The organism is Aeromonas sp. 1805 (assembly GCF_013085525.1).
Taxonomy (GTDB): Bacteria; Pseudomonadota; Gammaproteobacteria; order Enterobacterales; family Aeromonadaceae; genus Aeromonas; species Aeromonas hydrophila.
In genome coordinates this window covers 2,417,387-2,442,500 of sequence record NZ_CP038515.1, presented here as the reverse complement: position 1 = coordinate 2,442,500, position 25,114 = coordinate 2,417,387, and the positions used below count along the sequence as shown (strand labels likewise).

Below are 25,114 nucleotides of genomic sequence, written 5' to 3'. Positions count from 1 at the left end.
GGAGTGGCATTCTACTCAACCGCCTTCTCGAGTCAAGCCTTATTTTCAAAGGCTTTTCGAGGCGACCGACCCGGCTGTTTGCGTTGCCGCTTGCCGTGTCGATGGAGGCGCATTATAGGGATCTGGATCACGCTTGCAAGAGGGTTTTCGAATTAAATTCGAGAAATCAGTTCAACCGTTCAACAATCACCCAAATAGATGACTTGTTCAGCAAGTCTGCCTTTATATAGCAACACCCCTCTATCTTTAGCCATAGGTGAGCACGTCGGTTCGCCCCACCCGATGAATGACGCCTGCCACCTCTATATCCATGGTGATCGCGCTCACGCCTTCGGGTAACATAGCGCCCCTTTGCGATTCACACACTCTTGGGCTTTGGAGAGTTTAATGCCTTTTGCACTTGGCCAGCGTTGGATTAGTGATACAGAGACGGATCTGGGGTTGGGGACTGTCGTTGCTGTTGAAGGACGCATGGTTACCCTGTTGTTTCCGGCTACCGGTGAAAACCGCATGTATGCCAAAGAAGAGGCGCCGGTAACCCGGGTCAGCTTCAATGTGGGCGATCAGATAGCCAGTCACGAAGACTGGACCATGACGGTCGAAGAAGTGCAGGAGAAAGACGGCCTGCTTATATATGTGGGTGTGCGCACCGACAATGATGAGCCCGTTGCCCTCAAGGAAGTGTTTCTCAACAACTTCATCAAGTTCAACAAGCCGCAGGATCGCCTGTTCGCCGGCCAGATTGACCGGATGTCCCGCTTTACCCTGCGCTACGAGGCGTTGATCAACCAGCACCAGCGTCGCCGCAACCCGACTCGCGGTCTGGCCGGTGGCCGGGTCAGCTTGATCCCGCACCAGCTCTATATCGCCCATGAAGTGGGTCACCGCTACGCCCCGCGCGTATTGCTGGCCGATGAGGTGGGTCTGGGCAAGACCATCGAAGCGGGCATGATCATTCACCAGCAGCTGCTCTCCGGCCGCGCCCATCGGGTGCTGATCCTGCTGCCCGAGACTCTCCAGCACCAGTGGCTGGTTGAAATGCTGCGCCGCTTCAACCTGCACTTCTCCCTGTTTGACGAGGAGCGCTGCATCGAGGCGTTCGCCGATGCGGAGAATCCCTTCGAGACCGAACAGCTGGTGATCTGCAGCCTCGACTTCCTGCGCAAGAAGCGTCGTCGCTTCGAACAGGTGCTGGAAGCCGAGTGGGATCTGCTGGTTGTCGACGAAGCCCATCATCTGGAGTGGAGTGAGGAAGCGCCGAGCCGCGCCTACGAAATGGTGGAAGCGCTGGCCGAACAAGTGCCGGGCGTACTGCTGCTGACCGCCACCCCGGATCAGCTGGGCCACCAGAGCCACTTTGCCCGTCTGCGCCTGCTCGACCCGGAGCGTTTCTACGACTACGACGCCTTCCTCGCCGAGGAGCAAGCCTACGGTCAGGTCGCCAGCGCCGCGCAAGAACTGCTGGAAGGCGAGACTCTGAGCGATGAAGCCAGACAGATCCTCGTCAGCCAGCTTGAAGGGCTGGATCTGAGCGATGCCGCCGCCCGTCAGCAGGCGGTCACCAAACTGCTGGATCAGCACGGCACCGGCCGGGTGCTGTTCCGTAACAGCCGCGCCAATATTCAGGGCTTTCCGGAGCGTCACCTCAACGTCTACCCCATGCCGCTGCCAGAGCAGTACAAGACCGCCATCAAGGTGATGGGCATGATGGGTGGCAACGGTGGCGATCTGCAGACCCGCGCCCTGCGCTACCTCTATCCCGAGAAGATCTTCCAGCAATTCGAAGGCGACAACGCTACCTGGACTCAGTTCGACCCGCGTGTCGAATGGTTGCTGGAACTGCTGCTCTCTGCCCGCCAGCAGAAGGTGCTGGTGATCTGCTCCGAAGCGGCCACCGCCATCGCGCTGGAAGAGGCGCTGCGTACCCGTGAAGGGATCCGTGGAGCCGTGTTCCACGAAGGGATGTCCATCCTCGAGCGGGACAAGGCCTCCGCCTATTTCGCCCAACAAGAGGGGGGCGCTCAGGTGTTGCTCTGCTCCGAGATCGGCTCAGAGGGTCGCAACTTCCAGTTTGCCAGTCATCTGGTGCTGTTCGATCTGCCCCTCAATCCGGATCTGCTGGAACAGCGCATCGGTCGCCTGGATCGTATCGGTCAGCAGAATACCGTCGAGATCCACGTTCCCTATCTGGAGGGCACCTCCCAGCGCGCCCTGCAGCTCTGGTATCACGATGGTCTGGATGCATTCGAGCAGACCTGCCCGACTGCCCGCCCGGTATTCGAAGCGGTACGTGAAGAGCTGTTCGAGCTGCTGGCCGCCAATACCGGCGATCAGGAACCCCTCGATGCCCTGCTGGTCAAGACCCGCGAACTGCACGAGCCGCTCAAGGCCCGGCTGGAACAGGGTCGCGATCGCCTGCTCGAGATCCACTCCAGCGGTGGCGCCGCTGCCCAGCAGCTGGTCGACAAGCTGGCCGCCGAAGATGACGACACCGGCATGATCTCCTTCGCCCTCAAGATGTTCGACGAGATCGGCGTCAATCAAGATGACCGTGGCGAGAACGCGCTGGTGCTGACTCCGGGGGATCACATGCTGGTCTCCAGCTTCCCGGGCCTGCCGCAAGATGGCATGACCATCACCTTCGATCGCAACACCGCCCTGTCGCGAGATGACATGGCGCTGCTCTCCTGGGATCACCCCATGATGCGCGGCGGTATCGACCTGATCCTGGGCTCCGAAATTGGTGCTACCTCGGTCGCACTGCTCAAAAACAAGGCGCTGCCCATCGGCTCCATCCTGCTTGAGCTGATCTTTGTTGCCGAGTCTGCAGCCCATCCCCAGCTCTATCGCTTCATGCCGCCGACGCCGATCCGTCTGCTGATGGACAAGAACGGCCAGAATCTGGGTGAAAAAGTGGCGTTCGATGCCTTCAACCGCCAGCTGACCCCGGTCAATCGCCACCTCGGCAGCAAGCTGGTCACCGCCTCCCAACCGGTGATCCACGGTCTGATTGGCAAGGGCCAGGCCATTGCCGAAGAGCTGAAAGGCGGGATTGTCGACAAGGCCCGCGCCCAGATGGCGCAGACCCTGCAGCAGGATCTGGACAGGCTGGAAGCGCTCAAGGCGGTCAACCCGAACGTGCGCGACAGCGAACTGGATTATCTGCGCAATCTGCAGGCAGAATTGCACCACCTGATCGATCAGACCCAACTCAAGCTGGATGCCATCCGCTTTATCGTGGTCACCCATAACTGACGCGATACTGAAGAGACATGACCGGCTCATGCTGGATGACATGCCCTTTATGATTGTGGTTACTCATAACTGATGGGGGCTTGCCCCCACCTTCTGATGCGAGACATTTATGTTTGAATACTCACCGCCTCTGGAGCCTTGGCTCGATATCCTGTTCAAGGACAAGGACATCATGGTGGTCAACAAGCCCACTGGCCTGCTGAGCGTGCCCGGGCGCGGCCCCGAGAATGAAGACAGCGTCCTGCATCGGGTAAAGCAGCAGCATCCCAAGGCGGCGGCGGCTCATCGGCTCGACATGTCCACCACTGGCGTCATTGTCATTCCCCTCAATCCCAATTCCCATCGGGAGCTGAGTCGGCAATTTCGCGAGCGGGAAACCGAGAAACACTACCTCGCCTGGGTGTGGGGCGAACCGGAGGCAGCGTCGGGTCAGGTCGACCTGCCGCTCTGCGTCGACTGGCCCAACCGGCCGAAACAGAAGGTTGACCACGAGGAGGGGCGTCACGCTCTGACCCTGTGGGAAAAATTGAAGGTAGAGAACGGCAACAGCCTGATCAAGCTGACCCCCATCACGGGTCGCTCGCACCAGCTGCGCGTCCACATGCTGGAGCTGGGGCACCCCATTCTGGGTGACAACCTCTACGCCCATCCGGATGCACTGGCGGCGGCCCCCCATCTTTACCTGCATGCGGCCAGTCTGACCATCAGCCACCCCCGCAGCGGCGAGCGGATGACCTTCGAGGCGCCAGCCCCTTTTCCGGTCTGAACCAAGATAGACATCACCATATCGCAGACATAAAAAAGCCCCCATCGACTGGATGGGGGCTTTTTCGTTAGGGTCAGACGCGAATATCGATGTTACTTCCCAAAGAAGCGTTGGCCGATGTCGGTGCAACCGGTGCTGATTGAGCTGCTGTTTGCAGCAGTTTCAATGCAGATTCACCTTCTTGGGTCTGTTGTTTCTTGGCCAGGCTGGCCGTCATCAATGCAGAACCAAATGACGCAGATGCAGAACTAGATATATCCATGGTGTACCTCCTGCTTTAAGACTATCGGCCATCTTGGACCAAGCATGAGCCATTTTGGCTAAATTAAATACGCCTTGTCGGGTTGGCGTCGCTCCAGCCACTCCTCTTCCATCTCCAGCAAGGTTTGATAAACCTTCTCTGCCTGTTCTGGACGGCTGAACAGATAGCCCTGACCATAGAGATGAATATCAGTGAGGGTGCGCAACACGTCGAGTTGCGCCTGAGTTTCTATCCCTTCACACACCAGACTCTTGCCCAGCATGGAACCCATCCGGCAGATGTTGGCGACCAGCTCGGATGCCTCAATGGACGTATCGATCCCCTGGATGAAGGAGCGATCGATCTTAACCTTGCTGACCGGCAGCTTCTGCAGATAGCTGAGCGAGGAGTAGCCGGTACCAAAATCATCCAGTGCCAGCTGTACCCCCTGCTGATTGAGGTCCTGCATCAGTTGCAGGGAGTTTTTCACCTCGCGCATAGTGGTGTCTTCCGTCACCTCCAGCACCAGACTGGCGGCCGGAATATGGTGGTCCATCAAGGCCTTGGCAACCAGCTTCAACAGATTGCGCTGATACATGCCGGGCGAGATATTCACGCACATCTGCAGATCAACCAAACCCAGTTGCTGCCACTGATAGAGCTGCTCACAGGCCGTGTTCAATACCCAGCTGCCCAGCTTCTCGGCCAGCTGGAACTCTTCGGCGACCTGGATCACCTCGTTGGGTGGAATGAAGCCCAATTCAGGGTGACGCCAGCGCAGCAAGGCTTCCACCGCTTCGCAGCGGCCACTCTCGAGGTTGACGATGGGCTGGTAATAGAGCTCGAGTGCATTGTGCTCGAGCGCCATGATCATGTCGCTTGCCAAATGCTTGCGACGCGCCGTTTCATTAAGCAACGAGTTGTCGTAGATGACGTATGGCACATGGGTCTTGCGGCTGTGAAACAAGGCCTGCTCGGCCCGACTGAGCAGCTCTTGAGTCTGCTTGCTGTCCATCGGGAAGAAGGCGATGCCGATACCCACCTCCAGGCGGAACGGGTAGTTGTCGATGATGATGTCCTGCTTAAGCGCATGCAGCAGGCGGGCCACCAGCTCCCTTACCTGGCGCAGGTCACTGCTTTCACGCTGGATCATGGCAAACTGATCGCCGCCCAGCCGGGCCACCCACTCACCGTTTTCACACAAACTGCGCATTCGCTTTGCCAGCTCCTGCAACAGGAAATCACCGGTGTTGTAGCCGAACTTGCTGTTGATGTCGCGAAAATCGTTGATGTCCACCAGCACCAGGCCAAACGGCGTCTCCTTGGTGGCGTAGGACTCCATTTTCTCCAGCAAGGCCAACCGGTTAGAGAGCCCGGTCAGGGGGTCGATCCGTGCCGCCCTGAAATGGCGGCGGGCCTCGCGGATCAACAGACCACTCAGCAGCATCACCGACAACACCAGCCCTGAGACCATGAACAGCAGCGCATTGCGCAGCTGGCCAAAGCGTTTGTCATTGCCTGAATAGACGTTGATGTTCTTCTGCATCACGGAGGCGAGAGAATAGGAGAGTGGCTCCTGCAGAGGAACCAGGCGCATCAATATCTGCTGATAATCGGGTGTCCCCGCCTTCAGATTGGTGATATTGGGCTCCATCTCGCGAATGTTGCTTTCGATCAGCTGCACCAGCCGCAAGGTCTTCTGCTTGTCCTTCATGCTCTGACGCAACTGGCCACTGAGCAGGATGGGGGTACGGCTCCACAGGATGTCGTAGCGCAGCATCAGGGTATCGTGATCGATGCCGCCATAATGGTAGATCTCGACGGAGTTGAGGAAGCGCCCCAACTCCAGTTGCAACTGCATCAGGGCCCAGGAGACGTCATAGGTATACCTCTCCATCACTCGGGTCGCATTCTGTATCTGCGCGAGGCAATAGAGAGTGCTTCCCGTAAACAACAGGATGGATAGGTAAAGAACGATGAGTAAAGGCCACGCCTTGGTCTTTGCTTTCACTCGTACTCCTGCAAGCCACTACATCAATGCTGAATATCAATGGCATTCAGTTGCCAAATCATCATGTCGGTAAACTCCGAGCGTTTCAGCTCAGGATACTGATCCAGCGGTAGGATAAACCAAAGCGGTCCCTTATTCCGTACCCGCATGGTGACCCCGTCATCTTGCCAGGCCAGAATCGGGTCGTATTGCCTGACCTTATCCCAGTTGATCCTGATCTGAAAACTGTTCAAGGCCGTCAAGGTGATCGCCTTGCCATCCGCACCGACGGCAGCCAAGACATCCGCCAGCTTGGGTCCCACATATTTGTGCGGTTTGTCGACCCAGGGATTGCTGGTCACTATCTCATGCTGCGGCAGGGCCTTGAGCATGGCGAGATCGAAGGAGACCACCCCCTCCGTCGCTTCGGCCGGCAGCACATTGCCGGTCACCTTCAAAATGACGGGCCCCTGTGGCGCCTCAAGTGCCATCACCGGCATGGCCAGAGAAAACAGTAATGGAATCAAACCCAGTACACGCATACTCACCTCTGATTAAGTCACTGACAATAGACTCAGTTTAGTCGCCATAAAAAAAACGGCCCGCAATAGCGAGCCGTTTGGTAACCAGGGCTGAATTACATCATGCCCATGCCGCCCATGCCGCCCATGTCAGGCATGGCAGGGGCATCTTTCTTCGGCAGCTCGGAGATCATGCACTCGGTGGTGATCATCAGGCCGGCGATGGAAGAGGCGAACTGCAGGGCTGAACGGGTCACCTTGGTCGGATCCAGGATACCCATGGCCAGCATGTCACCGTACTGTTCGGTGTAGGCGTTGTAACCGAAGTTACCTTCACCGTTCTTCACCGCGTTGGCGATGACGGAGGCCTCTTCACCGGCGTTGATGACGATCTGGCGCAGCGGGGCTTCCATGGCGCGCAGAGCGACCTTGATACCCACGTTCTGATCTTCGTTGTCGCCACGCAGGCCGGCCAGTTTGGCGGCCACGCGTACCAGCGCAACACCACCACCGGCAACCACACCCTCTTCTACTGCGGCGCGAGTCGCGTGCAGGGCGTCGTCAACCCGGGCTTTCTTCTCTTTCATCTCAACTTCGGTGGCAGCGCCAACCTTGATCACCGCAACACCGCCAGCCAGTTTGGCTACGCGCTCTTGCAGCTTCTCACGGTCGTAATCGGAAGAGGTCTCTTCGATCTGCTGACGGATCTGGGCCACACGGCTCTCGATCAGGGATGCATCACCCACGCCATCGATGATGGTGGTGTTCTCTTTGGTGATGACGATGCGCTTGGCACGGCCCAGGTCTTCCAGGGTCGCTTTTTCCAGCTCCATGCCCACTTCTTCGGAGATCACGGTACCACCGGTCAGGATGGCGATATCCTGCAGCATGGCTTTGCGACGGTCACCGAAGCCAGGTGCCTTGACGGCAGCGACTTTCACGATGCCACGCATGGTGTTGACCACCAGGGTCGCCAGCGCTTCGCCTTCTACGTCTTCGGCCACGATGATCAGCGGCTTGCCCGCTTTGGCTACGCCTTCCAGCACCGGCAGCATTTCACGGATGTTGGAGACTTTCTTGTCGACCAGCAGGATGAAGGGATCGTCCAGCTCAACGGCACCGGTTTCCGGCTTGTTGACGAAGTACGGGGAGAGGTAGCCACGGTCGAACTGCATGCCTTCTACCACGGCCAGCTCGTCGTCCAGACCCTGACCGTCTTCAACGGTGATCACGCCGTCACGACCTACCTTGTCCATGGCTTCGGCAATCAGCTTGCCGACTTTCTCGTCGGAGTTGGCGGAGATGGTGCCGACCTGAGCGATGGCATTGTTGTCGGCACACGGCTGGGACAGCGCTTGCAGCTCGGCAACGGCGGCCACTACGGCCTTGTCGATACCGCGCTTCAGATCCATCGGGTTCATGCCGGCGGCAACGGCCTTCAGGCCTTCGTTGACGATGGCTTGAGCCAGTACGGTAGCGGTAGTGGTACCGTCACCGGCGGCGTCGTTGGCCTTGGAAGCAACTTCCTTGACCATCTGGGCGCCCATGTTCATGAACTTGTCTTCCAGCTCGATTTCACGGGCAACGGAGACGCCGTCCTTGGTGATGGTCGGTGCGCCGAAGGACTTGTCCAGTACCACGTTGCGGCCTTTCGGGCCCAGGGTCACCTTGACGGCATCGGCCAGGATGTTTACGCCTTCCAGCATCTTGCTGCGTGCTTCGTTGCCAAACTTGACTTCTTTAGCTGCCATTTCTTCAATCCTTCAATCAATTCGCAGGGGGAAAGGGTGGATTACTCTTCGACAATCGCCAGGATGTCGGTTTCAGACAGGATCAGAACGTCCTGACCATCCAGCTTCTCGGTCTTCACACCGTAGCCTTCGTTGAAGATCACCTTGTCACCAACCTTGACGGCGAGGGCTTTGACATCGCCATTATCCAGAATTCGGCCAGTCCCCACGGCAAGAACTTCACCACGGGTGGACTTCTGGGCCGCAGTACCAGTCAAGACAATGCCGCCAGCGGATTTGGCTTCAGCTTCGATGCGCTTGATGATGACGCGGTCGTGCAGTGGACGAATTTTCATCGATAACTCTCCCAAAATGAGTCTCTGTGTTGCTTTGAGGAATGGCCATTCCTGGCCAAATTAGATATGTCTCCGATGTGGGGCACGTTTGTTAACCCTTCAAGGGCAAATACAAAAAAAATATTTTCACGTACTATGAACGTCTTCGATGGATCTCCCGAAGTCCCGGTCAGGAAACCGGTTTGTGCTGCCCGCAGCCAGAACTCCGCCAGACGTACAGAGACAAGCCCGTGACCCGACCCAATCCCCTGCTGACTGCCCCCATGACGTCCGTATTGCTGCGCATGACGGGCCCGATGATCCTCGGCATCGTCGCCATTCTCGCCTTCAACCTGGTCGACACCTTCTTCATCGGCATGCTGGGCACCCAAGCACTGGCCGCCATCAGCTTCACCTTTCCGGTCACCTTCGTGGTCACCTCGCTGGCGATGGGGCTGGGGGCCGGCCTCTCTGCGGTGATGGGTCATGCGCTCGGCCAGGGCAAGCATGATGAAGCCGCCCGCATCACCACCGACAACCTGTTTCTGGCCGTGCTGCTGGTCGCCCTCATCGCCCTGGCGGGGGCGCTGACCATACACCCGCTGTTCCGGTTGCTCGGCGCCAGCGATGAGCTGATCGCCCTCATCTACGACTACATGCTGATCTGGTATCTGACCGTCCCCATGCTGGTGCTGCCCATGGTGGGCAATGCCGCCATCCGGGCCACCGGCGATACCAAGACCCCCAGCCTGGTGATGACGGTGGCCGGGCTGGTCAACGGCGTGCTGGATCCCCTGCTCATCTTCGGCATAGGCCCCTTCCCCGCTTGGGGGATCCGCGGCGCCGCCATCGCCACCTCCCTCTCCTGGCTGATGGCCATGCTGGTCAGCCTCTATATATTGCGCCACCGTGAAGGACTGCTGCGCTGGCGCCTCTCCCCGCGTCCGCAGTTGCTGGCCCACTGGCGCGCCCTGCTGCACGTGGCGGTGCCCGCCTCCTTTACCAACATGCTCAATCCGCTGGCCAACGCCGTGCTGATGACCATCTTCGCCGGGCTGGGAACGGAAGTGGTGGCTGCCTACGGCGCCGCATCGAGAGTGGAAGCCCTGCTGCTTATCGTGATGATGGCGCTCTCCTCCGTGCTGGCCCCCTTCATCTCGCAAAACTGCGGGGCGGGCAACCCGGCCCGTGCCAAGGCGGCGCTGCAGTTTTGCATGCGCTTTGCCCTGCTGTTCCAGCTGGCGGTATACGCACTGACCTGGCTGCTGGCCCCTTTCATCGCCGAGCTGTTCAGCAGTCATCCGCAGGTGGTGCGCCTCATCGTGCTCTATCTGCACCTAGTGCCCATCGGTTACGGCTTTCAGGGGATGGTGATGCTGCTTGCGTCCGCCTTGAATGGCGTGAGAGCTTCCAGCGTCTCTTTCCTGTTCAACGGGTTGCGGCTGTTTGTCTTCTTGCTGCCAGGGGCTTGGCTGGGGGCGAAACTGGGAGGGGAGCAGGGGATCTATCTGGGAATTCTCGTGGCCAATCTGGCGGCGGGCATCCTGGCCTGGTGGTATGCCCGCCACCGCTTCGAGCAGTTGTGCCATCAGGGCAGGCCCTGATGGCAGGAAAGTAAGCGCAGCAGTTACTCCTTGCGCTCGAACTCCCCTTCGATGGTAGTGCCGCTGCGCGGAGCCTGACCCGGCTGGTCATTGCCCGGCACCTCGTCGAACGGCTGCTGACGGGCCTGAAAACCGCCCATCTGCATCTTGAACTGGTTGCTGCCGATCAGCTTGTCGGCCAGCTTGTTGCGCAGCCAGGGCTGCAGCAGCAGGATGCCGAAGAAGTCGGTCACGAAACCCGGGATGATCAGCAGCAGACCGGCCAGCGCCAGCATCATGCCCCCCATCACCTCACGTCCCGGCATCTCCCCCTGCTGCATCTTCTGCTGCGCGTTGAACAGGGTCTTGATCCCTTCGCTGCGCACCAGCGAGGAGCCCAGCACCGCCGTCAGAATGAGCAAGCCGACGGTCGGCAAGGCACCGATCACGGAGCCGACTTCGATCATTACGGTGAGCTCAAGCACCACCAGACCGACCAACAATAGAAACAACTTGCCCATAACAACCTCAGTGCGGATGAATGTGAATGAACCGCTGGCAAAGTGCGACAACCGCTGATGCCGTTGCCAACCCGCCATGGTATCGGTTCCTGTTGATTAAAATGGGGGGTGACGCGCATTTTTCAAGTCCACAGGGTGACGAGGCGCCGGATCCACAGAAAAACCGGCTTGCCAGACTGTGATTGAAGTCATTGTTCTGTCAAAGTAAATCGGTTGATTGCAATATCTGTTTAATGACCACAAGTTATTTGAGGTTGTCTCAAATTTAGTGATCCAGGTCTAATATCAGATACCTCAATTGGGGTAATATCGACGCCAGTAATTAAGGGAGCAAAAAAGCCCCCAACCGCCCCACTCGATGTGTGGTGCTTCAGGATGAACCGTGCGTAAGGAACTCGCGACCACTCGGTGAGGATCGTTTCCATTTATCTGATTTCTGAGGCATTACAATGAGCGACATCAAGAACGTCCGCATTGAAGAAGACCTGCTGGGCACCAAAGAAGTTTCCAACGATCTCTACTACGGTGTGCATACCCTGCGCGCCGTTGAGAACTTCAAGATCAGCACTCAGAAGATTTCTGACGTTCCGGAATTCGTCCGCGGCATGGTACTGACCAAGAAGGCCGCCGCCCTGGCGAACGGCGAACTGGGTACCATCCGTCCTGAAATTGCTGACAAGATCGTAGAAGCCTGCGACCTGATGCTGAACACCGGCAAATGCTTCGACCAGTTCCCGGTCGACGTTTACCAGGGTGGTGCCGGCACCTCCGTCAACATGAACACCAACGAAGTACTGGCCAACATCGCCCTCGAAATCATGGGTCTGGCCAAGGGCCGTTACGACGTCATCAACCCCAATGACCACGTCAACAAGTGCCAGTCCACCAACGATGCCTACCCCACCGGTTTCCGCGTGGCCGTGGTCAACAGCACCGACACCACCCTGCACGCACTGGAAGCACTGATCGCCGCCTTCGATGCCAAGGCCGCCGAGTTCAAGGGCATCCTGAAGATGGGTCGTACCCAGCTGCAAGATGCGGTGCCGATGACCCTGGGTCAGGAGTTCCACGCCTTCGCCGTGACCCTGCGCGAAGAGATCAAATCCATCAAGCGTTGCCAGGAGCTGCTGCTGGAAGTGAACCTGGGCGCCACCGCCATCGGTACCGGCCTGAACACCCCGCCCGAGTACTCAGCCCTGGCCATCAAGCGCCTGGCCGAGATCACCGGTCGTGCCTATGTTCCGGCGGAAGATCTGATCGAAGCGACCTCCGACTGCGGCGCCTACGTGATGCTGCACGGCGCCATCAAGCGCCTGGCCATGAAGATGTCCAAGATCTGTAACGACCTGCGTCTGCTCTCCTCCGGCCCGCGCACTGCCCTGAAGGAAATCAACCTGCCGGAAATGCAGGCTGGCTCCTCCATCATGCCGGCCAAGGTCAACCCGGTCATTCCGGAAGTGGTCAACCAGTCCTGCTTCAAGGTATTCGGCAACGACGTCACCATCACCTTCGCCGCCGAAGCCGGTCAGCTGCAGCTGAACGTCATGGAGCCGGTGATCGGTCAGGCGATGTTCGAATCCCTGAGCCTGATGGAAAAAGCCTGCATCTCCCTGCGCGAGAAGTGCGTGGAAGGCATCACCGCCAACCCGGAAATCTGCATGAACCACGTGCTGAACTCCATCGGCATCGTGACCTACCTGAACCCCTTCATCGGCCACCACGAAGGCGACATCGTCGGCAAGATCTGTGCCCAGACCGGCAAGAACGTCCGTGAAGTCGTGCTGGAGCGCGGCCTGCTGACCGCCGAGCAGCTGGATGAAATTCTCTCCATCGAGAACCTGATGAACCCGCAATACAAAGCCAAGCGTTATACCCGCGAAGCCACCGTATAAGCGAGCAAATGGGCCGGGTTTATCCCGGCCCATAAAGTCAGTTCCCGATAGGTCTTGCCCAGCCCCATCGGGAATTGGCTTTTCTGCCAAATAAAACCTAAAAAAACTGGAAAATGGAGTGTTCGCTATGATTGGAATCGAGTTACTTGTCGTGCTCGCCGCTATCTATCTGGGGGCCCGGATAGGCAGCATCGGCATCGGCTTTGCCGGTGGTTTGGGGGTACTGGTACTGACCTGGGGTCTGGGGATGCCAATTCCCAGCGACCAGCTGGTCACCTACATCCCCTGGGACGTGATCATGATCATCGCGTCCGTCATCTGTGCCATTGCCTGTATGCAACTGGCCGGTGGCATGGACTATCTGGTCTCCCTGGCCGAGAAAGCCCTGCGCAAGAACCCCAAATACATCACCTTCGCCGCGCCGGTCGTCACCTATCTGATGACCATGCTGGCCGGTACCGGTCACACCGCCTTCTCCACCCTGCCGGTGATCGCCGAAGTGGCCAAGGAACAGGGCATTCGTCCGTCCCGTCCGCTCTCCATCGCCGTCATCGCCTCCCAGATCGCCATCACCGCCTCGCCCATCTCCGCGGCCGTGGTTGCCTTCTCCGGCATGCTTGAGCCGTTTGGCGTGGATTACCTGACCCTGCTGGCCATCTGCATCCCCTCCACCTTCATCGCCTGCATCCTCGGAGCCTTCGTCGCCAACATGCTGGGCAAGCCGCTCGACCAGGACGAAGTCTACCTGGAGCGCAAGGCCAAGGGGCTGATCAAGCTGCGCGGCACCACCAAGCTGGAGCTCAAGCCTTACGCCAAGGTGTCGGTCTGGATCTTCATCGCCGCCATCGTGGCCGTGATGGCCTACGCCACCGCCATCTCCGGTAAAGTGGGCCTGATCGCCAACCCGCCGATCCCCCGTGATGGCGCCATCATGGGCATCATGCTGGCCGCGGCCACCATCATGACCCTGGTCTGCAAGCTGGACGCCACCCAGGTCACCAACATGCCGACCTTCAAGTCCGGCATGTCCGCCTGTATCTGCGTGCTGGGCGTGGCCTGGCTGGGCAACGTCTTCGTGAAAGGCAACATGGACACCATCCAGCTGATCGCTGGCGACCTGCTCAACCAGTACTCCTGGCTGCTGGCCGTGGTGCTGTTCTTCGCCGCCATGCTGCTCTACTCACAAGGCGCCACCACCAAGGCCCTGATGCCGGCCGCTCTGGCACTGGGTGTCAGCCCGCTGACCGCCATCGCCTCCTTCGCCGCCGTGAGCGCCCTGTTCGTGCTGCCGACCTACCCGACCCTGCTGGCCGCGGTCGAAATGGATGACACCGGCTCTACCCGTATCGGCAAGGCGGTATTCAATCACCCCTTCTTCGTACCGGGCGTTGCCACCATCGCCATCGCCGTGGCGCTGGGCTTCTTCTTCGGTGGCATGATGCTCTAACCAGCATTTAATTCCACAAATACGCAAACGGCCCTGTCAGGGCCGTTTTTTATGCCTGCTTTTCAGGTCAAATCATTAATTAATCCTTGTGCGCTTCAGTTTCTATCAAGGTTCGCAGATCTACTCTGGGGCATCGGAACAGAAACCGATCAACAGGGCCGAGCACAGGTCCGACAGTGTTTACACCAGAGGAACGAACAATGAAAAAGACAGCATTGACCATGGCCATCTCCAGCGTGCTGCTGGCCGGTGGTGCGCAAGCCGCTACCGTCTACAACCAGAACGACACCAAACTCGACATCGGTGGTCGCGCTCAAGGCATGTACTACGGCACTGATGACAACGGTTCTGAAGGTGACCAGAGCTACCTGCGTCTGCATGTTGCCGGCGAAACCAAGATCGACAACGAGCTGACCGCGTTCGGCTTCGCTGAATACAACCTGCCGGTCTCCGGCTCCGACAACGACGAGCTGCGTTATGCCTACGCCGGCATCAAGCACGATCGTTTCGGTGCCTTCAGCTACGGCCGTCAGGATGGTCTGTTCACCAAAGCCGTGAACAACTACACCGACGTGCTGCCAGAGTGGGGTGGTGACGGTCTGGGCAAAGACACCGAAATATTCGGTACCGGTCGTACCAACGGCCTGGCCCAGTACATCTACACCTATCAGGGCCTGACCCTGGGTGCCCAGTTCACCGGCAACAACGATCCGCAGAACGCCGATCGCTCCAATCTGACTGGCACCAACAGCACCTGGAATCCGAAGGGTTCCGCTGAAGGCTTCGCCGTGTCCGCCAACTATGACTTCGACATGGGCCTGAGCCTGGGTACCGCCTACAACCAGGCTGGCAAGACCGACGAGCAGGCCGCCAACGCCGCCTTCGGTGGTGACCGCGACGCCAAGCTGTACGGTGTCGGTGCCAAGTACGCCGTCGGCGACCTCTACCTGGCTGCCACCTACTCCCACGGTGAAGACCACATGTACGTCAGCACCTTCAACGGCTACGCCGAGAAGATGGATGGCTACGAAGCCGTCGCCCAGTACGCCTTCGGCAAGTTCAAGCCGTCCCTGGCCTACCTGCGTACCGACGTGAAGGACAACGCTCGCGGCATCGATGACACCGCCACCGAGTACGTTTCCATCGGTGCCTGGTACAACTTCACCGACAACTTCAACGCCTACGTTGATTACAAGATCAACCTGCTGGACAACGTCAACGGTACCCACACCAACTCGCTGGGCAAGAACACCGACGACGTGGTCGCCGTGGCCCTGCAGTACAACTTCTAAGTCTTCCCTGAATTGCCTACTGTATTTTTTACCGGCCGCCCAGCGGCCGGTTTTTTATTGCCCGTCAGATGTTGACCCGCGCCAGACTCGGCTCGCGGTGAAAGCAGTTCACCAGCAGCAACAGCGTCGTCACCCCGACCGTGCCCAGCACCAGCCAGGGTAACCAGGGCTGGCCTTGCAGCATGGCGTAGTCATGCAGCGCACCGCCCCCCACGTAACCCGTCATGCCCCCCAGCGCCAGCCCCAGCCGGCTGAAGCCCATGTAGCTGCCACGTGCCCCCGGCTGCGCGAGCTTGGTCATCAGCGTCTCCCGCGCCGGTTCGGCGATGACGATCCCCAGATAGAAGCAGGCCAGCAGCATGAACACCGCAGGCAGAGTGTTGGCAAACGCCACCAGCCCGATGCCCGTGGTCATCAGCAGCACCCCGGCCATCAAGCGGCTCTCCAGCTTGAAGTGGCGCTCGCCATAGCGCGCCAGCGGATAGAGCAGCGCCAGCGAGATGGCTGTCTCCAGGGTATACATCCAGCCCACCGCTGTGGTGGTGCCTGCCATCTGCTTGACCAGGATGGGGAAGATCAGCATCACCTGGACCCAGAGAGCGTAGTAGCCGCTCAGGATCAGCACCAGCCGGCAGAACGCCTTGTCCGCCAGCACCTGGCCGAGACCGGCGCGGATCGGGGTCGGCCGCACCGAGAGCTTGTAGGCAGGCAGGATCAGCAGGTTGCACAGGGCGGCGCAGACAAACAGGCCGGCCCCCAGCAGGCAGACATATTCGAAGTCGAAGTTGAGCAGCCAGCTGCCGAGCAGGGCCCCCACCACGGCGCCGGCGCTCTCCAGCATCATCAGCAACGAGATGTAGCGCCCCCGCTGACGGGGCCGGGTGAATTTGATCACCAGTGCGGCGCGGGGTGGATCGAACAGACAGCCTCCCAGTCCCGAGATGACGCAGGAGAGGATCAGCTCCAGCCCGCTCTGGGCATAGGCCAGGCTGGCAAATCCCGCCGCCCGCAGCAGCATGCCGCCCACGATGAGCGGCCGCGCGCCGAACTTGTCCGCCAGCGAGCCACCCAAAATGCCCAGCCCCTGCTGGGTCAGCTGGCGCAATCCCAGCGCCAGCCCCACCACCCCGGCCGCCCAGCCGAGTTGATCCACGAAGCGCAGGCTGATCATGGGCATCACCACGAAGAACCCCAGGATCACCAACAGGGAATCCAACGCCAAAAACCACCGCCCCAACCGCCTCGCCCGCTCCACCATGACTACCCGTCCCCTGCTTTTCTGATGACATGCCGATTAATTCGTCTCATCGCCCGAATGACGCCGTCACCAAACGGGCTCAAGGTGCAACAAGCCCCTGAACCGATATGGCAATATGCCAAAGCACAACGATTGATACTGCTATTCTGGAAGGACGCCAGATATAGTGGTAGCCGACAACTGGCTATATTTTATATTGGATTATGTTATGGCTATGACCCTCGACGATCTGCAATTGCTGCTGGATGTGGTCAATCGCGGCAGCTTCAGCAAGGCGGCCGCCGTGCGCGGCTGGTCACAACCCATGGTGAGCCAGCGGATCGCCGTGCTGGAACAGGATCTGGGCCAGCCCCTGTTTCGCCGACATCGGCGCGGCGCCACCCCCACCCCGGCCTGCGAGCAGTTTCTGCCGGCCGCGAGTGCGGCACTGAGCGCGCTGGAAGGGGGTCGCCTGGCGATGCAGGGAGCGCCGGCGCTACCGCGCATCCGGCTGGCCTGCCTGCCCTCCCTGACGACCGTGGTATTCGGCCCCCTGCTGCTGGCACTGGTCGACGAGACCTTCGAGATCCGCTGCAACACGGATCACTCCGGCATCATCATGCAGGAGCTGCTGACCGGCGAGACCGACGTCGGCTTCATCCTCAAGTGTCCGGCCATCGCCGGCATCCAGCTCGAGCTGCTCTATCGCTCCCCCATCATAGCGGTGGCCTGCGCCACCCATCCGCTGGCCGGGCGGCAGGGCCTGACCCTGCAGGACATCGCCAACGAACGGCTGGCCCCCCAGCAGTGGGGCACCGGCTGCGACGAGCTGATCCTGCAGTTGCGCCTGCTGCGCCAGGTGGCAAGCCCGCTGCACGCCATCCAGCCCGCCAGCGCGGCGCGGGAGCTGGCGCTGGAGCACGGCTTCATCACCCTGATGCCGGCGCTCGCCATCGCTAGGGATCTGGAGTTCGGCCGGCTGGTGCAGCTGGACGTGGTGGATCTGCCGCCGGATCACTGGGATGTGATGATGGCCTGGCGCAGCGGCAAACGGCCCAATCCCGCCAAGGAGCGGGTACTGGAGGCCGCCCGTACCCTGGCCCGGCGCTGGGCGGGTAAATCCGCATAAAAAAAGCGCCGGACAAGTCCGGCGCTCCCTATCTATTTGCAGTGGCTCAGGCTCAGTAACTGGCCTTGAGGATCACCCCCGAGAAGGCGCTGTAGGCGCTCAGCTGCACGTTCCAGGTCCCCGCCTTGGGCGAGTTCAGGGTGCAGGTCTCGGCGTTGCCACTCTTGTACGGGCGGCAATCATAGCTGCTGCTGGTCGGCACGCTGCCGAACTTCACATAGAGGTCTGCATCGCCGGTACCGCCGCTGCTGGCGATCACCAGCTGGCTCTTGCCGGCCGGCACGTCGATGGTGAAGTTCAGCTTGCCACCCTTGGCAGCGGAGAGACCGCTCACCGGCACCCCGTTTTGCAGCACGCTACCCGGCTGCGGCGTGGTACCGCCACAGGAGGCATTGACCCCCACAGTGGTAAAGGCTGCCGCCACGTCGGTCACGCTGTAGCCCAGATCGGTGGCGGCCTTGGTCACCCCGCAAGCGCCCTGATCGAAGGTGGTGTTGGCGCCCCAGTAGAGGCGGTTGGCCAGCACGAACACTTCGAAGGCCTTGCGGGTGTTCCAGCCGCTGGTGTTGGCCAGCAGGTAGAAGGCGCGGTTGTAGACACCTGAGCTGTGGTGTACGTCGATGCCATCGTAGTAGTCGCTGGCATGGCCGATGGAGCTGCCGTCCCGGGTCGGATCCTCGAAGTAGCGCAGCGAGCCGTTGCCCTTGAAGATCTGGGCGCCCACCAGCCAGTCGTTGCTGCCCTTCATGAAGTTCTCGGCCGCTTCCCCCGCCATGTCGGAGAAGGCCTCGTTGATGCCGCCCGACTGACCGGAGTAGACCAGCCCGGAGTTCTGCTCGGTAAAGCCGTGGCTCACCTCGTGGGCCGCCACGTCCAGGCTCACCAGCGGATAGAAGGTGGTGGCGCCGTCACCGAAGGTCATCTGGCTGCCGTCCCAGAAGGCATTCTCGTAGTTGCGGCTGTAGTGCACCCGCATCTTCAGCTTGAAGGTCAACGGCGCCGTGTTGTACCAGTTGCGGTACATGTCGAACACCACGTTGCCGAAGTAGTGGGCGTCGTTGAGCGGCGAGTAGGCGCCGTTGATCTCCTTGACCGTGTTCTCCGGGCAGGTGAACTGATGAATGGCGCCGCCCGTGGTGGCGTGATTCATGTTGAGGGTGTCCACGTTCGGGCTGGTCATCCGGCAGTTGTCGTCCACCAGCAGCGGTCCGAAGTCGGCGCCGTAGAAATACTTGCCGGTCTTGACGTTGCCACCTGGGCCGGTGGCGTCCTTGTGGTTGATCCCTTCCCAGCGCTTGAGCTCGCTGCCGTTCTGGGCATCGATCACCACGAAGGGGCGGCTCGGCTCGTCGCTCGCCGCCAACCAGGAGACCAGATAGACCAGGCGGGCCTGACCGGACTCATCCTGCATCACGAACAGCTTGACCCGCTCGTTGCTGCCCTTGGCCCCGGCCCGCGCCTTGCTGGCGGCATCGGCCGGCGACAGGGCGGCGGTCGGACTGGCCACGTCGGCATCGATCTGGCGCAGGATCTGGCCGGAGACCTGGCTTATCTGCCCGCCGAGGGACTGCTCGGCCACCAGCACCTGGCCCCAGACCGGGATCCCGTGCCAGGTCTGCTCATAACGCACCCGCTGCTGACCGTTGGGCAGCTTGACCGCCCGCACCTGACGAAACTCGCCATCCCCTGCCAGCGCGCTTACCCCGGCAGCGCCGCTCGGCGCTCCCTGAATGCCCGCGACCTGATGCACATCCACCTGTTCTGCAGCCAGCGCTGCGCTTCCCCAGCAGGCCAATACCACGGCCAAATAGACTTTGTTCATCCGTCTTTTCCTTAAGTCGATGAAGATTACACGTCGGGTCCGTTGCCCGGCGCTCCTACACTAGTTGGCACGTTCAAGATTGCTGCCTGTCATATGTGACAGAGCAGCACAAACCCATAGCAGGATCTGCTGTTGCCCCTGTTTGGTAGCGTGAGAAAAGATCAAAATGGCGAATAACACCAAAAAAAGCCGAACAATGGCCAGGCGCTTTCTGGCCGCCACCAATCGCCCCTCCATATGGGGATGGCGGGGCGCAAGAACAGATGGAAAACCCTTGGCGTACAAGGGGTTGATTGGCTACATTGGCGGTTTGGCGGCCCGCTTCGGGCCCTGACTGGAGGGGAGGTACGGATGTTTTCATGGCAACTGGACGACGAGCTGGCGCTGCTGTTCCTGCAGCCCGACATGGCCAGTGAACTCTTTGCCCTGTGTCGGGAGAACCGCGACTACCTGACCCAGTGGCTGCCCTGGCCGCCCTACATTCAGCAGCCCGCCGACAGCGCCACCTTCATCCGCCACGCCATCGAGAAGTTTGCCCGCGGCGAGGGGCTGACCACCGCCATCGAGTATCAGGGAGAAGTGGTCGGCGTCATCGGCTACAACCAGATCGACCGAGCGCTGGCCAAGGTCAGCATCGGCTACTGGCTGGCCGAGCGCTGGCAGGGCAACGGCATCATCACCCGCGCCTGCCAGGCCCTGATCCATCACGCCTTCGAGGAGATGGGGATGGAGAAGGTGGAGATCAGCGCCGCCACCGACAACGAGCCCAGCCGGGCCGTCTGCGAGCGCCTCGGCATGCAGCAGGAGGGGATCACCCGCCGTGCCGAGCGGCTGGCCGACCGTATCGTGGATCACGTTCACTACAGCCTGCTGCGCGATGAGTGGCTCAGGCAGAGGGATCACTGATGGCGCTGCCACACCTGTGCACGGCCCGCTGCCAGCTCACCATACTGCCCCCCGAACGGGCCGATCTGATGCTGGATTTCTATCTGCGCAACCGCGCCCACCTCGCCCCCTGGGAGCCCAGCCGGGACGAGAGCTTCTACACCCTGAGCCACTGGCACGGCCGGCTGCGCGACAGCTATGGCCAGTTTTTCAATGGCAGCGGGGTGCATCTGGTGGCACTCGATCCCCATGGTGAGCAGGTGATCGCCACCTGCAACTTCACCAACATCCTGATGGGCGCCTTCAAGGCCTGCCATCTGGGTTACGCCATCGACCAGGCTCACCAGGGGCAGGGGCTGATGCAGGAGATCGTCGAGGCCGGCATCGACTACCTGTTCCGGGAACATGGCCTGCATCGCATCATGGCCGGCTACATGCCGTCGAATCTGCGCAGCGGCGCCCTGCTCGAGCGGCTCGGCTTCGAGCGGGAGGGGTACGCCAAAGACTACCTGATGATCAACGGCCGCTGGGAGGATCATATCCTCACCGCGCGCCTCAACCCGGCGCTCTAGTCGATTCTCTTGCCGGCGAGGATCCCGTCAAAGGCGGGGAACGGGCATAAAAAACGGGCCCGAAGTTGCCTTCGGGCCCGTTCTTCAGATGAGGTGCAGGCTTAGTTGGCCTTGGCATCGCTCACTGCGGCTTCTGCCTTGGTGGCTACGTCAGCGGCAGCCTTCTCAACGGTTGCAGTCGCTTCGGAAGCGGCCTTCTCTACGGTAGAGGTGGCTTCGCTAGCGGCTTTCTCAACAGTTGCAGCAACGTCGGCGGCCGGAGTAGCGGCCGGAGCGGCGGCTTCTTCTTTCTGACCACAAGCGGTCAACATCAGACCCAGGATACCGGCTACCAGTACTTTGTTCATGTGCATACCCTCAGAAAAATATGGAGAGATGGTTGGTACAACCATCACAGTGCGTCCTTTCACCCGGTGAAAAACCCATATACCGGGAGCCAAGAGGCGCGCGAAATATATCCCCATACGCGCCCAATGAAAACGAGTATCACAATGATATTTTCTCGTTGGCTGGATGAAAAGAACTACTACAACGACAAACATTAATACAAAACACTGTAAACGGCGCAGCTTTGTACAATAAAACGCCACAGGCCCCGTGGTTGCTGGCAATAAACGGCTATTGCATTGTGCCAGCAACCACGCGCGGACTGCGCCTCAATCAGACAGGATCTGACAAGCCAGTCGTTTCCCCTCGCGGGCGCTGTCGCGGGCCAGGTCCAGCAGCGCCATCACCGCCAGCGCCTCGCCGGCCGGCACCGGGTTCGCCCCCTCCCCACGGATGGCGGCGCAGACACCGCGATAGTAGGCGCCGTAGTCCCCCGCCTCGCCGGCCACGCTCTGCTGCTGCAGCTGACCGTCGCGGATCCGGCTGAGCTGGCCGGGTTCGTTGTCCACTCCCCAGTCTGCCGCCGGCGGCCGCTTGCCTAGCTTGAGCTGCTCCTCCTGCACATCCATGCCGAACTTGATGAAGGAGCCCTCGCTGCCGTGGATGACGAAACGCGGCATGGTGGCCGACACCAGGCAGCTGCCGTGCAGCACGACCCGCATCTCGCCATAGCCGAGCACCACGTGGAAGTAGTCATCCGCCAGGGCACCGGGGCGCTGCTGGGCCAGATCCGCCTGCAGCCAGTCCGGCTGACCGAACAGCTGGAGCGACTGATCGAGGATGTGGGGGCCGAGATCGAACCAGAGGCCGGAACCCGGACCGCCCGCCTCGCGCCAGCGCTGGCGCACCTCGGGACGATAGCGATCGAAGTGGGATTCGAACTGGGCAACCTGACCGAGCGCCCCCTCCGCCAGCAGGCGGCGTACGGTGAGAAAGTCACCGTCCCAGCGCCGGTTGTGGAAGATGCTGAGCAGCCGCTGCTGCTTCTCCGCCAGCTCGACCAGCGCCTTCGCCTCGGCCAGATCCAGGGCGAACGGCTTGTCGATCACCACGTGCTTGCCGGCCAGCAGGGCCTCACGGGCGATGGGGGCATGGGTGTCGTTGGGTGTGGCGATCACCACCAGGTCGACCGACGGGTCCGCCAGTACCTCGGCCAGCGAACCGACCCGGCAACCGGGCAGCTCGCTCTGCACCTTGGCGGCATCGCGGCTCACCACCCAGCCGAGGGAGAGCCCGGGCGTGCTGGTCAGAAACGGGGCGTGAAAGGTTTGGCCTGCAAAGCCGTAGCCCACCAGGGCGGCATTGATTGTGTGGCTCATCCGGTTTTCTCCACGGGTAGCTGTGTCACGGGGCGCAGGCAAACCCTTGCCTGCCAAATAGAGAAGGGGGCCCAAGGCCCCCTGAGTGTGCCCATCAGAGCACAGGATTTATTGCAAACACAAGCGCCGGCCCTGGCGGGTCATCAGCATCAGCAGGGGGGGCAGCAGCAGCCACATGTGCAGCGCCAGCTGGCTGAGCGGATCGTGCATCAGCACGCCGATGAAGCCCACCAGCGCACCGGAGCCGCTCATCTGGAACAGACCGAGCAGGGCGGCGGCGGTGCCGGCGCAGTGGCCGAACGGTGCCAGCGCCATGCCGGCGGCCGCGCCCAGGATCATGGCAAAGCCGATGCTGGAGAGGAATACCGGGCCCATCATGGCCAGCGGATGCTCGATGTGCATGGCCAGGGTCAAGGCGATGGCGGAGAGCAGCAGCACCAGCAGGCCGATGCGCAGGGTGCGTCTTGGCCCCACTCTGGCGATGAAACGGGGCGCCAGGAAGCAGGCCAGGATGTTGAGTGCCGCGTTGGCGGTGAACCAGTAGCTGAAGCCGCTCATGTCCAGCCCCAGCTTCACCATCAGCTGCACAGGCGCCGCAGTGACATAGGCCAGGATCACCGCCATCGCCAGCATGCACAGCGTCGCGTTGAACAGGAAGCTCGGGGAGCGCAGCACCGGGCTGTAGCGCGACCAGCTGATGAGCGGGCCGCTGCTGCTGGTCTCTTCCGGACGGGTCTCCGGCATCCGCCACAGCAGCCAGCTACCGACGATGACCGCATAACCGGCCATGAACCAGAAGTTGGCCGACCAGCCCGCCTTGGCGGTGAGCCAGCCACCGAGCAAGGGGGCCAGCGCCGGAATAAAGCAGATGGCACCGTTCAGGTAGGAGATCATCTGACCGCTCTTCTTGGGGCCGTAGCTGTCACGCACCACCGAGAAGGCAGCCACCGAGGTGGCACAGGCGCCAAAACCCTGCAGCACCCGCGCCAGCATCAGCTCACCCAGGCTCGCGGCAAAGCCGGCACCCAGGGCGCTCAGACCGTAGAGCAGCACACCGCCAAGGGCGATGGGCTTGCGGCCGTAGCGATCGGCCAGCGGCCCCACCAGCAGTTGTCCCAGTCCCATGCTGAACAGGAACCAGGTGATGGTGCCCTGCATCAGGGTCACCTCGGCCCCCAGCTGCTCGGCCATCTGCGGAATGGCGGGCAGGTAGATGTCGATGGCCAGCGGACTGAACAGCACCAGTAGGACAAGCAAAAGAATCAATGGCATCAGTCACCTCGTGGCATGGGGAAAATAGATTGGGGCGCGAGTCTACTGGCTCACAGTAATGAATTGAAATGGTATTTAATCACTTCTGTTATTCCATTCAGGAAACATTCATTTTATCCACATCTTGGTCTGGCCCCGGCGAGGGTGATCCAGGGCAATTGGCGCTTTTCCTGGGCGCCAGCCCCGCATAGAATGCGCAGATTATTTTTGCGGAGGTGCTCGATGAACAAGCTTGTCCTGGCAACAGGGAACCAGAAAAAGGTGAAGGAATTGGCCGCCATGCTGGCCGATATGAAGATCCAGGTGATCCCACAGAGCGAGTTTGCGGTCTCCGATGCCGAAGAAACCGGCACCACCTTCGTCGAGAATGCCATCATCAAGGCCCGCCACGCCGCCCGCATCACCGGCCTGCCGGCGGTTGCCGACGACTCCGGCCTGGAAGTGGATCTGCTGCACGGCCGTCCCGGCGTCTACTCCGCCCGCTTTGCCGGTGAAGGTGCCAGCGACAAGGACAACATCGACAAGCTGCTGGGCGAGCTGAAAGGCGCCCCCGAGTATCTCAAGAGCGCCCGTTTCTGGTGCGTGCTGGTTTACATGCGCCACGCCGACGATCCCACCCCCATCATCTGCCAGGCCAGCTGGGAAGGGATGATCATCGACGAGCCGCGCGGCCAGCACGGCTTCGGCTATGACCCTGTGTTCTTCGTGCCCGATCACGACTGCACCTCGGCCCAGATGCCGGCCGAGCTCAAGAACCAGCTCAGCCATCGCGGCCAGGCGCTGGCCAAGCTGAAAGCGGCCCTGGCGGCGGTCAACTAAAGCGCTGTCTCCCGCCGCGTTGTCATCTACAATGGGGGCCGTCGGCCCCCGTTTCGTTCGCGGCGCCCCGGCCCGTTGTCATCGACGACAAGGGCAACC

At 60.7% G+C, this 25,114-nt stretch carries 21 protein-coding genes; 10 read left to right on the top strand and 11 right to left on the bottom strand.

Translation table 11 applies throughout. The annotated features are described in order from the left end of the window. Positions 1-387: 387 nt before the first annotated feature. Together rapA and rluA are read left to right on the top strand one after the other, a co-directional pair. Positions 388-3,255: an RNA polymerase-associated protein RapA gene (gene rapA, locus E5E96_RS11585; protein WP_024946199.1), complete on the top strand. Its 2,868-nt coding sequence runs from the start codon at positions 388-390 to the stop codon at positions 3,253-3,255. 109 nt (positions 3,256-3,364) lie between these two features. Beyond that, positions 3,365-4,021, top strand: coding sequence for a bifunctional tRNA pseudouridine(32) synthase/23S rRNA pseudouridine(746) synthase RluA (gene rluA / locus E5E96_RS11580; RefSeq protein WP_011704807.1), 657 nt, complete (start codon positions 3,365-3,367; stop codon positions 4,019-4,021). Between the two features lie 73 nt (positions 4,022-4,094). Here rluA and E5E96_RS11575 read toward each other — a convergent pair whose 3' ends face one another. The 5 genes from E5E96_RS11575 to E5E96_RS11555 all read right to left on the bottom strand — a co-directional run bounded on the left by E5E96_RS11575 (position 4,095) and on the right by E5E96_RS11555 (position 8,859). Next, a complete protein-coding gene (locus E5E96_RS11575; RefSeq protein WP_073348952.1) occupies positions 4,095-4,283 on the bottom strand; it encodes a hypothetical protein in 189 nt (62 codons plus the stop codon). A 58-nt stretch (positions 4,284-4,341) separates the two neighbouring features. Beyond that, positions 4,342-6,273, bottom strand: coding sequence for a bifunctional diguanylate cyclase/phosphodiesterase (locus E5E96_RS11570; protein ID WP_017410616.1), 1,932 nt, complete (start codon positions 6,271-6,273; stop codon positions 4,342-4,344). A 23-nt stretch (positions 6,274-6,296) separates the two neighbouring features. Further along, positions 6,297-6,794: a hypothetical protein gene (locus E5E96_RS11565; RefSeq protein WP_016349563.1), complete on the bottom strand. Its 498-nt coding sequence runs from the start codon at positions 6,792-6,794 to the stop codon at positions 6,297-6,299. A gap of 95 nt (positions 6,795-6,889) precedes the next feature. Beyond that, positions 6,890-8,524: a chaperonin GroEL gene (groL, locus tag E5E96_RS11560; RefSeq protein ID WP_011704804.1), complete on the bottom strand. Its 1,635-nt coding sequence runs from the start codon at positions 8,522-8,524 to the stop codon at positions 6,890-6,892. Between the two features lie 41 nt (positions 8,525-8,565). Further along, positions 8,566-8,859: a co-chaperone GroES gene (locus tag E5E96_RS11555; RefSeq protein ID WP_005309514.1), complete on the bottom strand. Its 294-nt coding sequence runs from the start codon at positions 8,857-8,859 to the stop codon at positions 8,566-8,568. 182 nt (positions 8,860-9,041) lie between these two features. Between E5E96_RS11555 and E5E96_RS11550 the strand changes: the two genes are divergently transcribed. After that, a complete protein-coding gene (locus E5E96_RS11550; RefSeq protein ID WP_171282191.1) occupies positions 9,042-10,442 on the top strand; it encodes an MATE family efflux transporter in 1,401 nt (466 codons plus the stop codon). A gap of 23 nt (positions 10,443-10,465) precedes the next feature. On the opposite strand, the gene E5E96_RS11545 is transcribed toward E5E96_RS11550, so the two are convergent. Continuing rightward, the gene (locus tag E5E96_RS11545) at positions 10,466-10,942 is read right to left on the bottom strand and encodes an FxsA family protein (RefSeq protein WP_024946196.1); all 477 of its coding nucleotides are present in this window, start codon (positions 10,940-10,942) and stop codon (positions 10,466-10,468) included. A gap of 449 nt (positions 10,943-11,391) precedes the next feature. On the opposite strand from E5E96_RS11545, the gene aspA reads away from it, so the two are divergent. The 3 genes from aspA (at position 11,392) to E5E96_RS11530 (ending at position 15,573) form a co-directional block, all read left to right on the top strand. Further along, a complete protein-coding gene (gene aspA / locus E5E96_RS11540) occupies positions 11,392-12,834 on the top strand; it encodes an aspartate ammonia-lyase (RefSeq protein WP_016349560.1) in 1,443 nt (480 codons plus the stop codon). Positions 12,835-12,961: 127 nt separating this feature from the next. Beyond that, on the top strand, positions 12,962-14,281 hold the full coding sequence (locus E5E96_RS11535) for an anaerobic C4-dicarboxylate transporter (protein WP_011704800.1): 1,320 nt from the start codon (positions 12,962-12,964) through the stop codon (positions 14,279-14,281). Positions 14,282-14,481: 200 nt separating this feature from the next. Next, the gene (locus tag E5E96_RS11530; RefSeq protein ID WP_016349559.1) at positions 14,482-15,573 is read left to right on the top strand and encodes a porin; all 1,092 of its coding nucleotides are present in this window, start codon (positions 14,482-14,484) and stop codon (positions 15,571-15,573) included. Between the two features lie 64 nt (positions 15,574-15,637). Here the strand turns inward: E5E96_RS11530 and mdtH are convergent, their stop codons facing one another. Continuing rightward, entirely contained in the window at positions 15,638-16,831 is a 1,194-nt protein-coding gene (mdtH, locus tag E5E96_RS11525) for a multidrug efflux MFS transporter MdtH (protein ID WP_011704798.1), read from the bottom strand. 208 nt (positions 16,832-17,039) lie between these two features. Here mdtH and E5E96_RS11520 point away from each other — a divergent pair, with 208 nt between their 5' ends. Continuing rightward, the gene (locus E5E96_RS11520) at positions 17,040-17,939 is read left to right on the top strand and encodes a LysR family transcriptional regulator (protein ID WP_024946193.1); all 900 of its coding nucleotides are present in this window, start codon (positions 17,040-17,042) and stop codon (positions 17,937-17,939) included. A gap of 52 nt (positions 17,940-17,991) precedes the next feature. On the opposite strand, the gene E5E96_RS11515 is transcribed toward E5E96_RS11520, so the two are convergent. Next, complete coding sequence (locus E5E96_RS11515) at positions 17,992-19,761, bottom strand: M4 family metallopeptidase (RefSeq protein WP_171282190.1); 1,770 nt, start codon at positions 19,759-19,761, stop codon at positions 17,992-17,994. 351 nt (positions 19,762-20,112) lie between these two features. Between E5E96_RS11515 and E5E96_RS11510 the strand changes: the two genes are divergently transcribed. Further along, positions 20,113-20,667, top strand: a complete 555-nt coding sequence (locus E5E96_RS11510; protein WP_017410624.1) for a GNAT family N-acetyltransferase — start codon at positions 20,113-20,115, stop codon at positions 20,665-20,667. Then, on the top strand, positions 20,667-21,218 hold the full coding sequence (gene rimJ, locus E5E96_RS11505; protein WP_024946191.1) for a ribosomal protein S5-alanine N-acetyltransferase: 552 nt from the start codon (positions 20,667-20,669) through the stop codon (positions 21,216-21,218). Before E5E96_RS11510 ends, rimJ begins: the two co-directional genes overlap by 1 nt. A 101-nt stretch (positions 21,219-21,319) precedes the next feature. Here rimJ and E5E96_RS11500 read toward each other — a convergent pair whose 3' ends face one another. From E5E96_RS11500 to E5E96_RS11490, 3 genes are all read right to left on the bottom strand, one after another. Next, positions 21,320-21,565 carry a hypothetical protein gene (locus tag E5E96_RS11500; RefSeq protein ID WP_005309486.1) on the bottom strand — a complete coding sequence of 82 codons (246 nt, stop codon included), beginning with the start codon at positions 21,563-21,565 and terminating at the stop codon, positions 21,320-21,322. Between the two features lie 309 nt (positions 21,566-21,874). After that, positions 21,875-22,924, bottom strand: a complete 1,050-nt coding sequence (locus E5E96_RS11495) for an oxidoreductase (protein WP_171282189.1) — start codon at positions 22,922-22,924, stop codon at positions 21,875-21,877. A 108-nt stretch (positions 22,925-23,032) separates the two neighbouring features. After that, positions 23,033-24,196 (bottom strand): multidrug effflux MFS transporter, encoded by a 1,164-nt coding sequence (locus E5E96_RS11490; protein ID WP_024946189.1) that lies wholly within the window; start codon positions 24,194-24,196, stop codon positions 23,033-23,035. 222 nt (positions 24,197-24,418) lie between these two features. On the opposite strand from E5E96_RS11490, the gene E5E96_RS11485 reads away from it, so the two are divergent. Beyond that, positions 24,419-25,015 carry an XTP/dITP diphosphatase gene (locus E5E96_RS11485; protein ID WP_011704791.1) on the top strand — a complete coding sequence of 199 codons (597 nt, stop codon included), beginning with the start codon at positions 24,419-24,421 and terminating at the stop codon, positions 25,013-25,015. Positions 25,016-25,114 lie beyond the last annotated feature (99 nt).

Bases quoted from the DNA above. Each gene is read 5' to 3' on its own strand.
- rapA (WP_024946199.1), top strand. From the start codon at position 388: ATGCCTTTTGCACTTGGCCAGCGTTGGATTAGTGATACAGAGACGGAT.
- rluA (WP_011704807.1), top strand. From the start codon at position 3,365: ATGTTTGAATACTCACCGCCTCTGGAGCCTTGGCTCGATATCCTGTTC.
- E5E96_RS11575 (WP_073348952.1), bottom strand. From the start codon at position 4,283: ATGGATATATCTAGTTCTGCATCTGCGTCATTTGGTTCTGCATTGATG.
- E5E96_RS11565 (WP_016349563.1), bottom strand. From the start codon at position 6,794: ATGCGTGTACTGGGTTTGATTCCATTACTGTTTTCTCTGGCCATGCCG.
- groL (WP_011704804.1), bottom strand. From the start codon at position 8,524: ATGGCAGCTAAAGAAGTCAAGTTTGGCAACGAAGCACGCAGCAAGATG.
- E5E96_RS11555 (WP_005309514.1), bottom strand. From the start codon at position 8,859: ATGAAAATTCGTCCACTGCACGACCGCGTCATCATCAAGCGCATCGAA.
- E5E96_RS11545 (WP_024946196.1), bottom strand. From the start codon at position 10,942: ATGGGCAAGTTGTTTCTATTGTTGGTCGGTCTGGTGGTGCTTGAGCTC.
- aspA (WP_016349560.1), top strand. From the start codon at position 11,392: ATGAGCGACATCAAGAACGTCCGCATTGAAGAAGACCTGCTGGGCACC.
- E5E96_RS11535 (WP_011704800.1), top strand. From the start codon at position 12,962: ATGATTGGAATCGAGTTACTTGTCGTGCTCGCCGCTATCTATCTGGGG.
- E5E96_RS11530 (WP_016349559.1), top strand. From the start codon at position 14,482: ATGAAAAAGACAGCATTGACCATGGCCATCTCCAGCGTGCTGCTGGCC.
- mdtH (WP_011704798.1), bottom strand. From the start codon at position 16,831: ATGGTGGAGCGGGCGAGGCGGTTGGGGCGGTGGTTTTTGGCGTTGGAT.
- E5E96_RS11520 (WP_024946193.1), top strand. From the start codon at position 17,040: ATGGCTATGACCCTCGACGATCTGCAATTGCTGCTGGATGTGGTCAAT.
- E5E96_RS11515 (WP_171282190.1), bottom strand. From the start codon at position 19,761: ATGAACAAAGTCTATTTGGCCGTGGTATTGGCCTGCTGGGGAAGCGCA.
- E5E96_RS11510 (WP_017410624.1), top strand. From the start codon at position 20,113: ATGTTTTCATGGCAACTGGACGACGAGCTGGCGCTGCTGTTCCTGCAG.
- rimJ (WP_024946191.1), top strand. From the start codon at position 20,667: ATGGCGCTGCCACACCTGTGCACGGCCCGCTGCCAGCTCACCATACTG.
- E5E96_RS11500 (WP_005309486.1), bottom strand. From the start codon at position 21,565: ATGAACAAAGTACTGGTAGCCGGTATCCTGGGTCTGATGTTGACCGCT.
- E5E96_RS11495 (WP_171282189.1), bottom strand. From the start codon at position 22,924: ATGAGCCACACAATCAATGCCGCCCTGGTGGGCTACGGCTTTGCAGGC.
- E5E96_RS11490 (WP_024946189.1), bottom strand. From the start codon at position 24,196: ATGCCATTGATTCTTTTGCTTGTCCTACTGGTGCTGTTCAGTCCGCTG.
- E5E96_RS11485 (WP_011704791.1), top strand. From the start codon at position 24,419: ATGAACAAGCTTGTCCTGGCAACAGGGAACCAGAAAAAGGTGAAGGAA.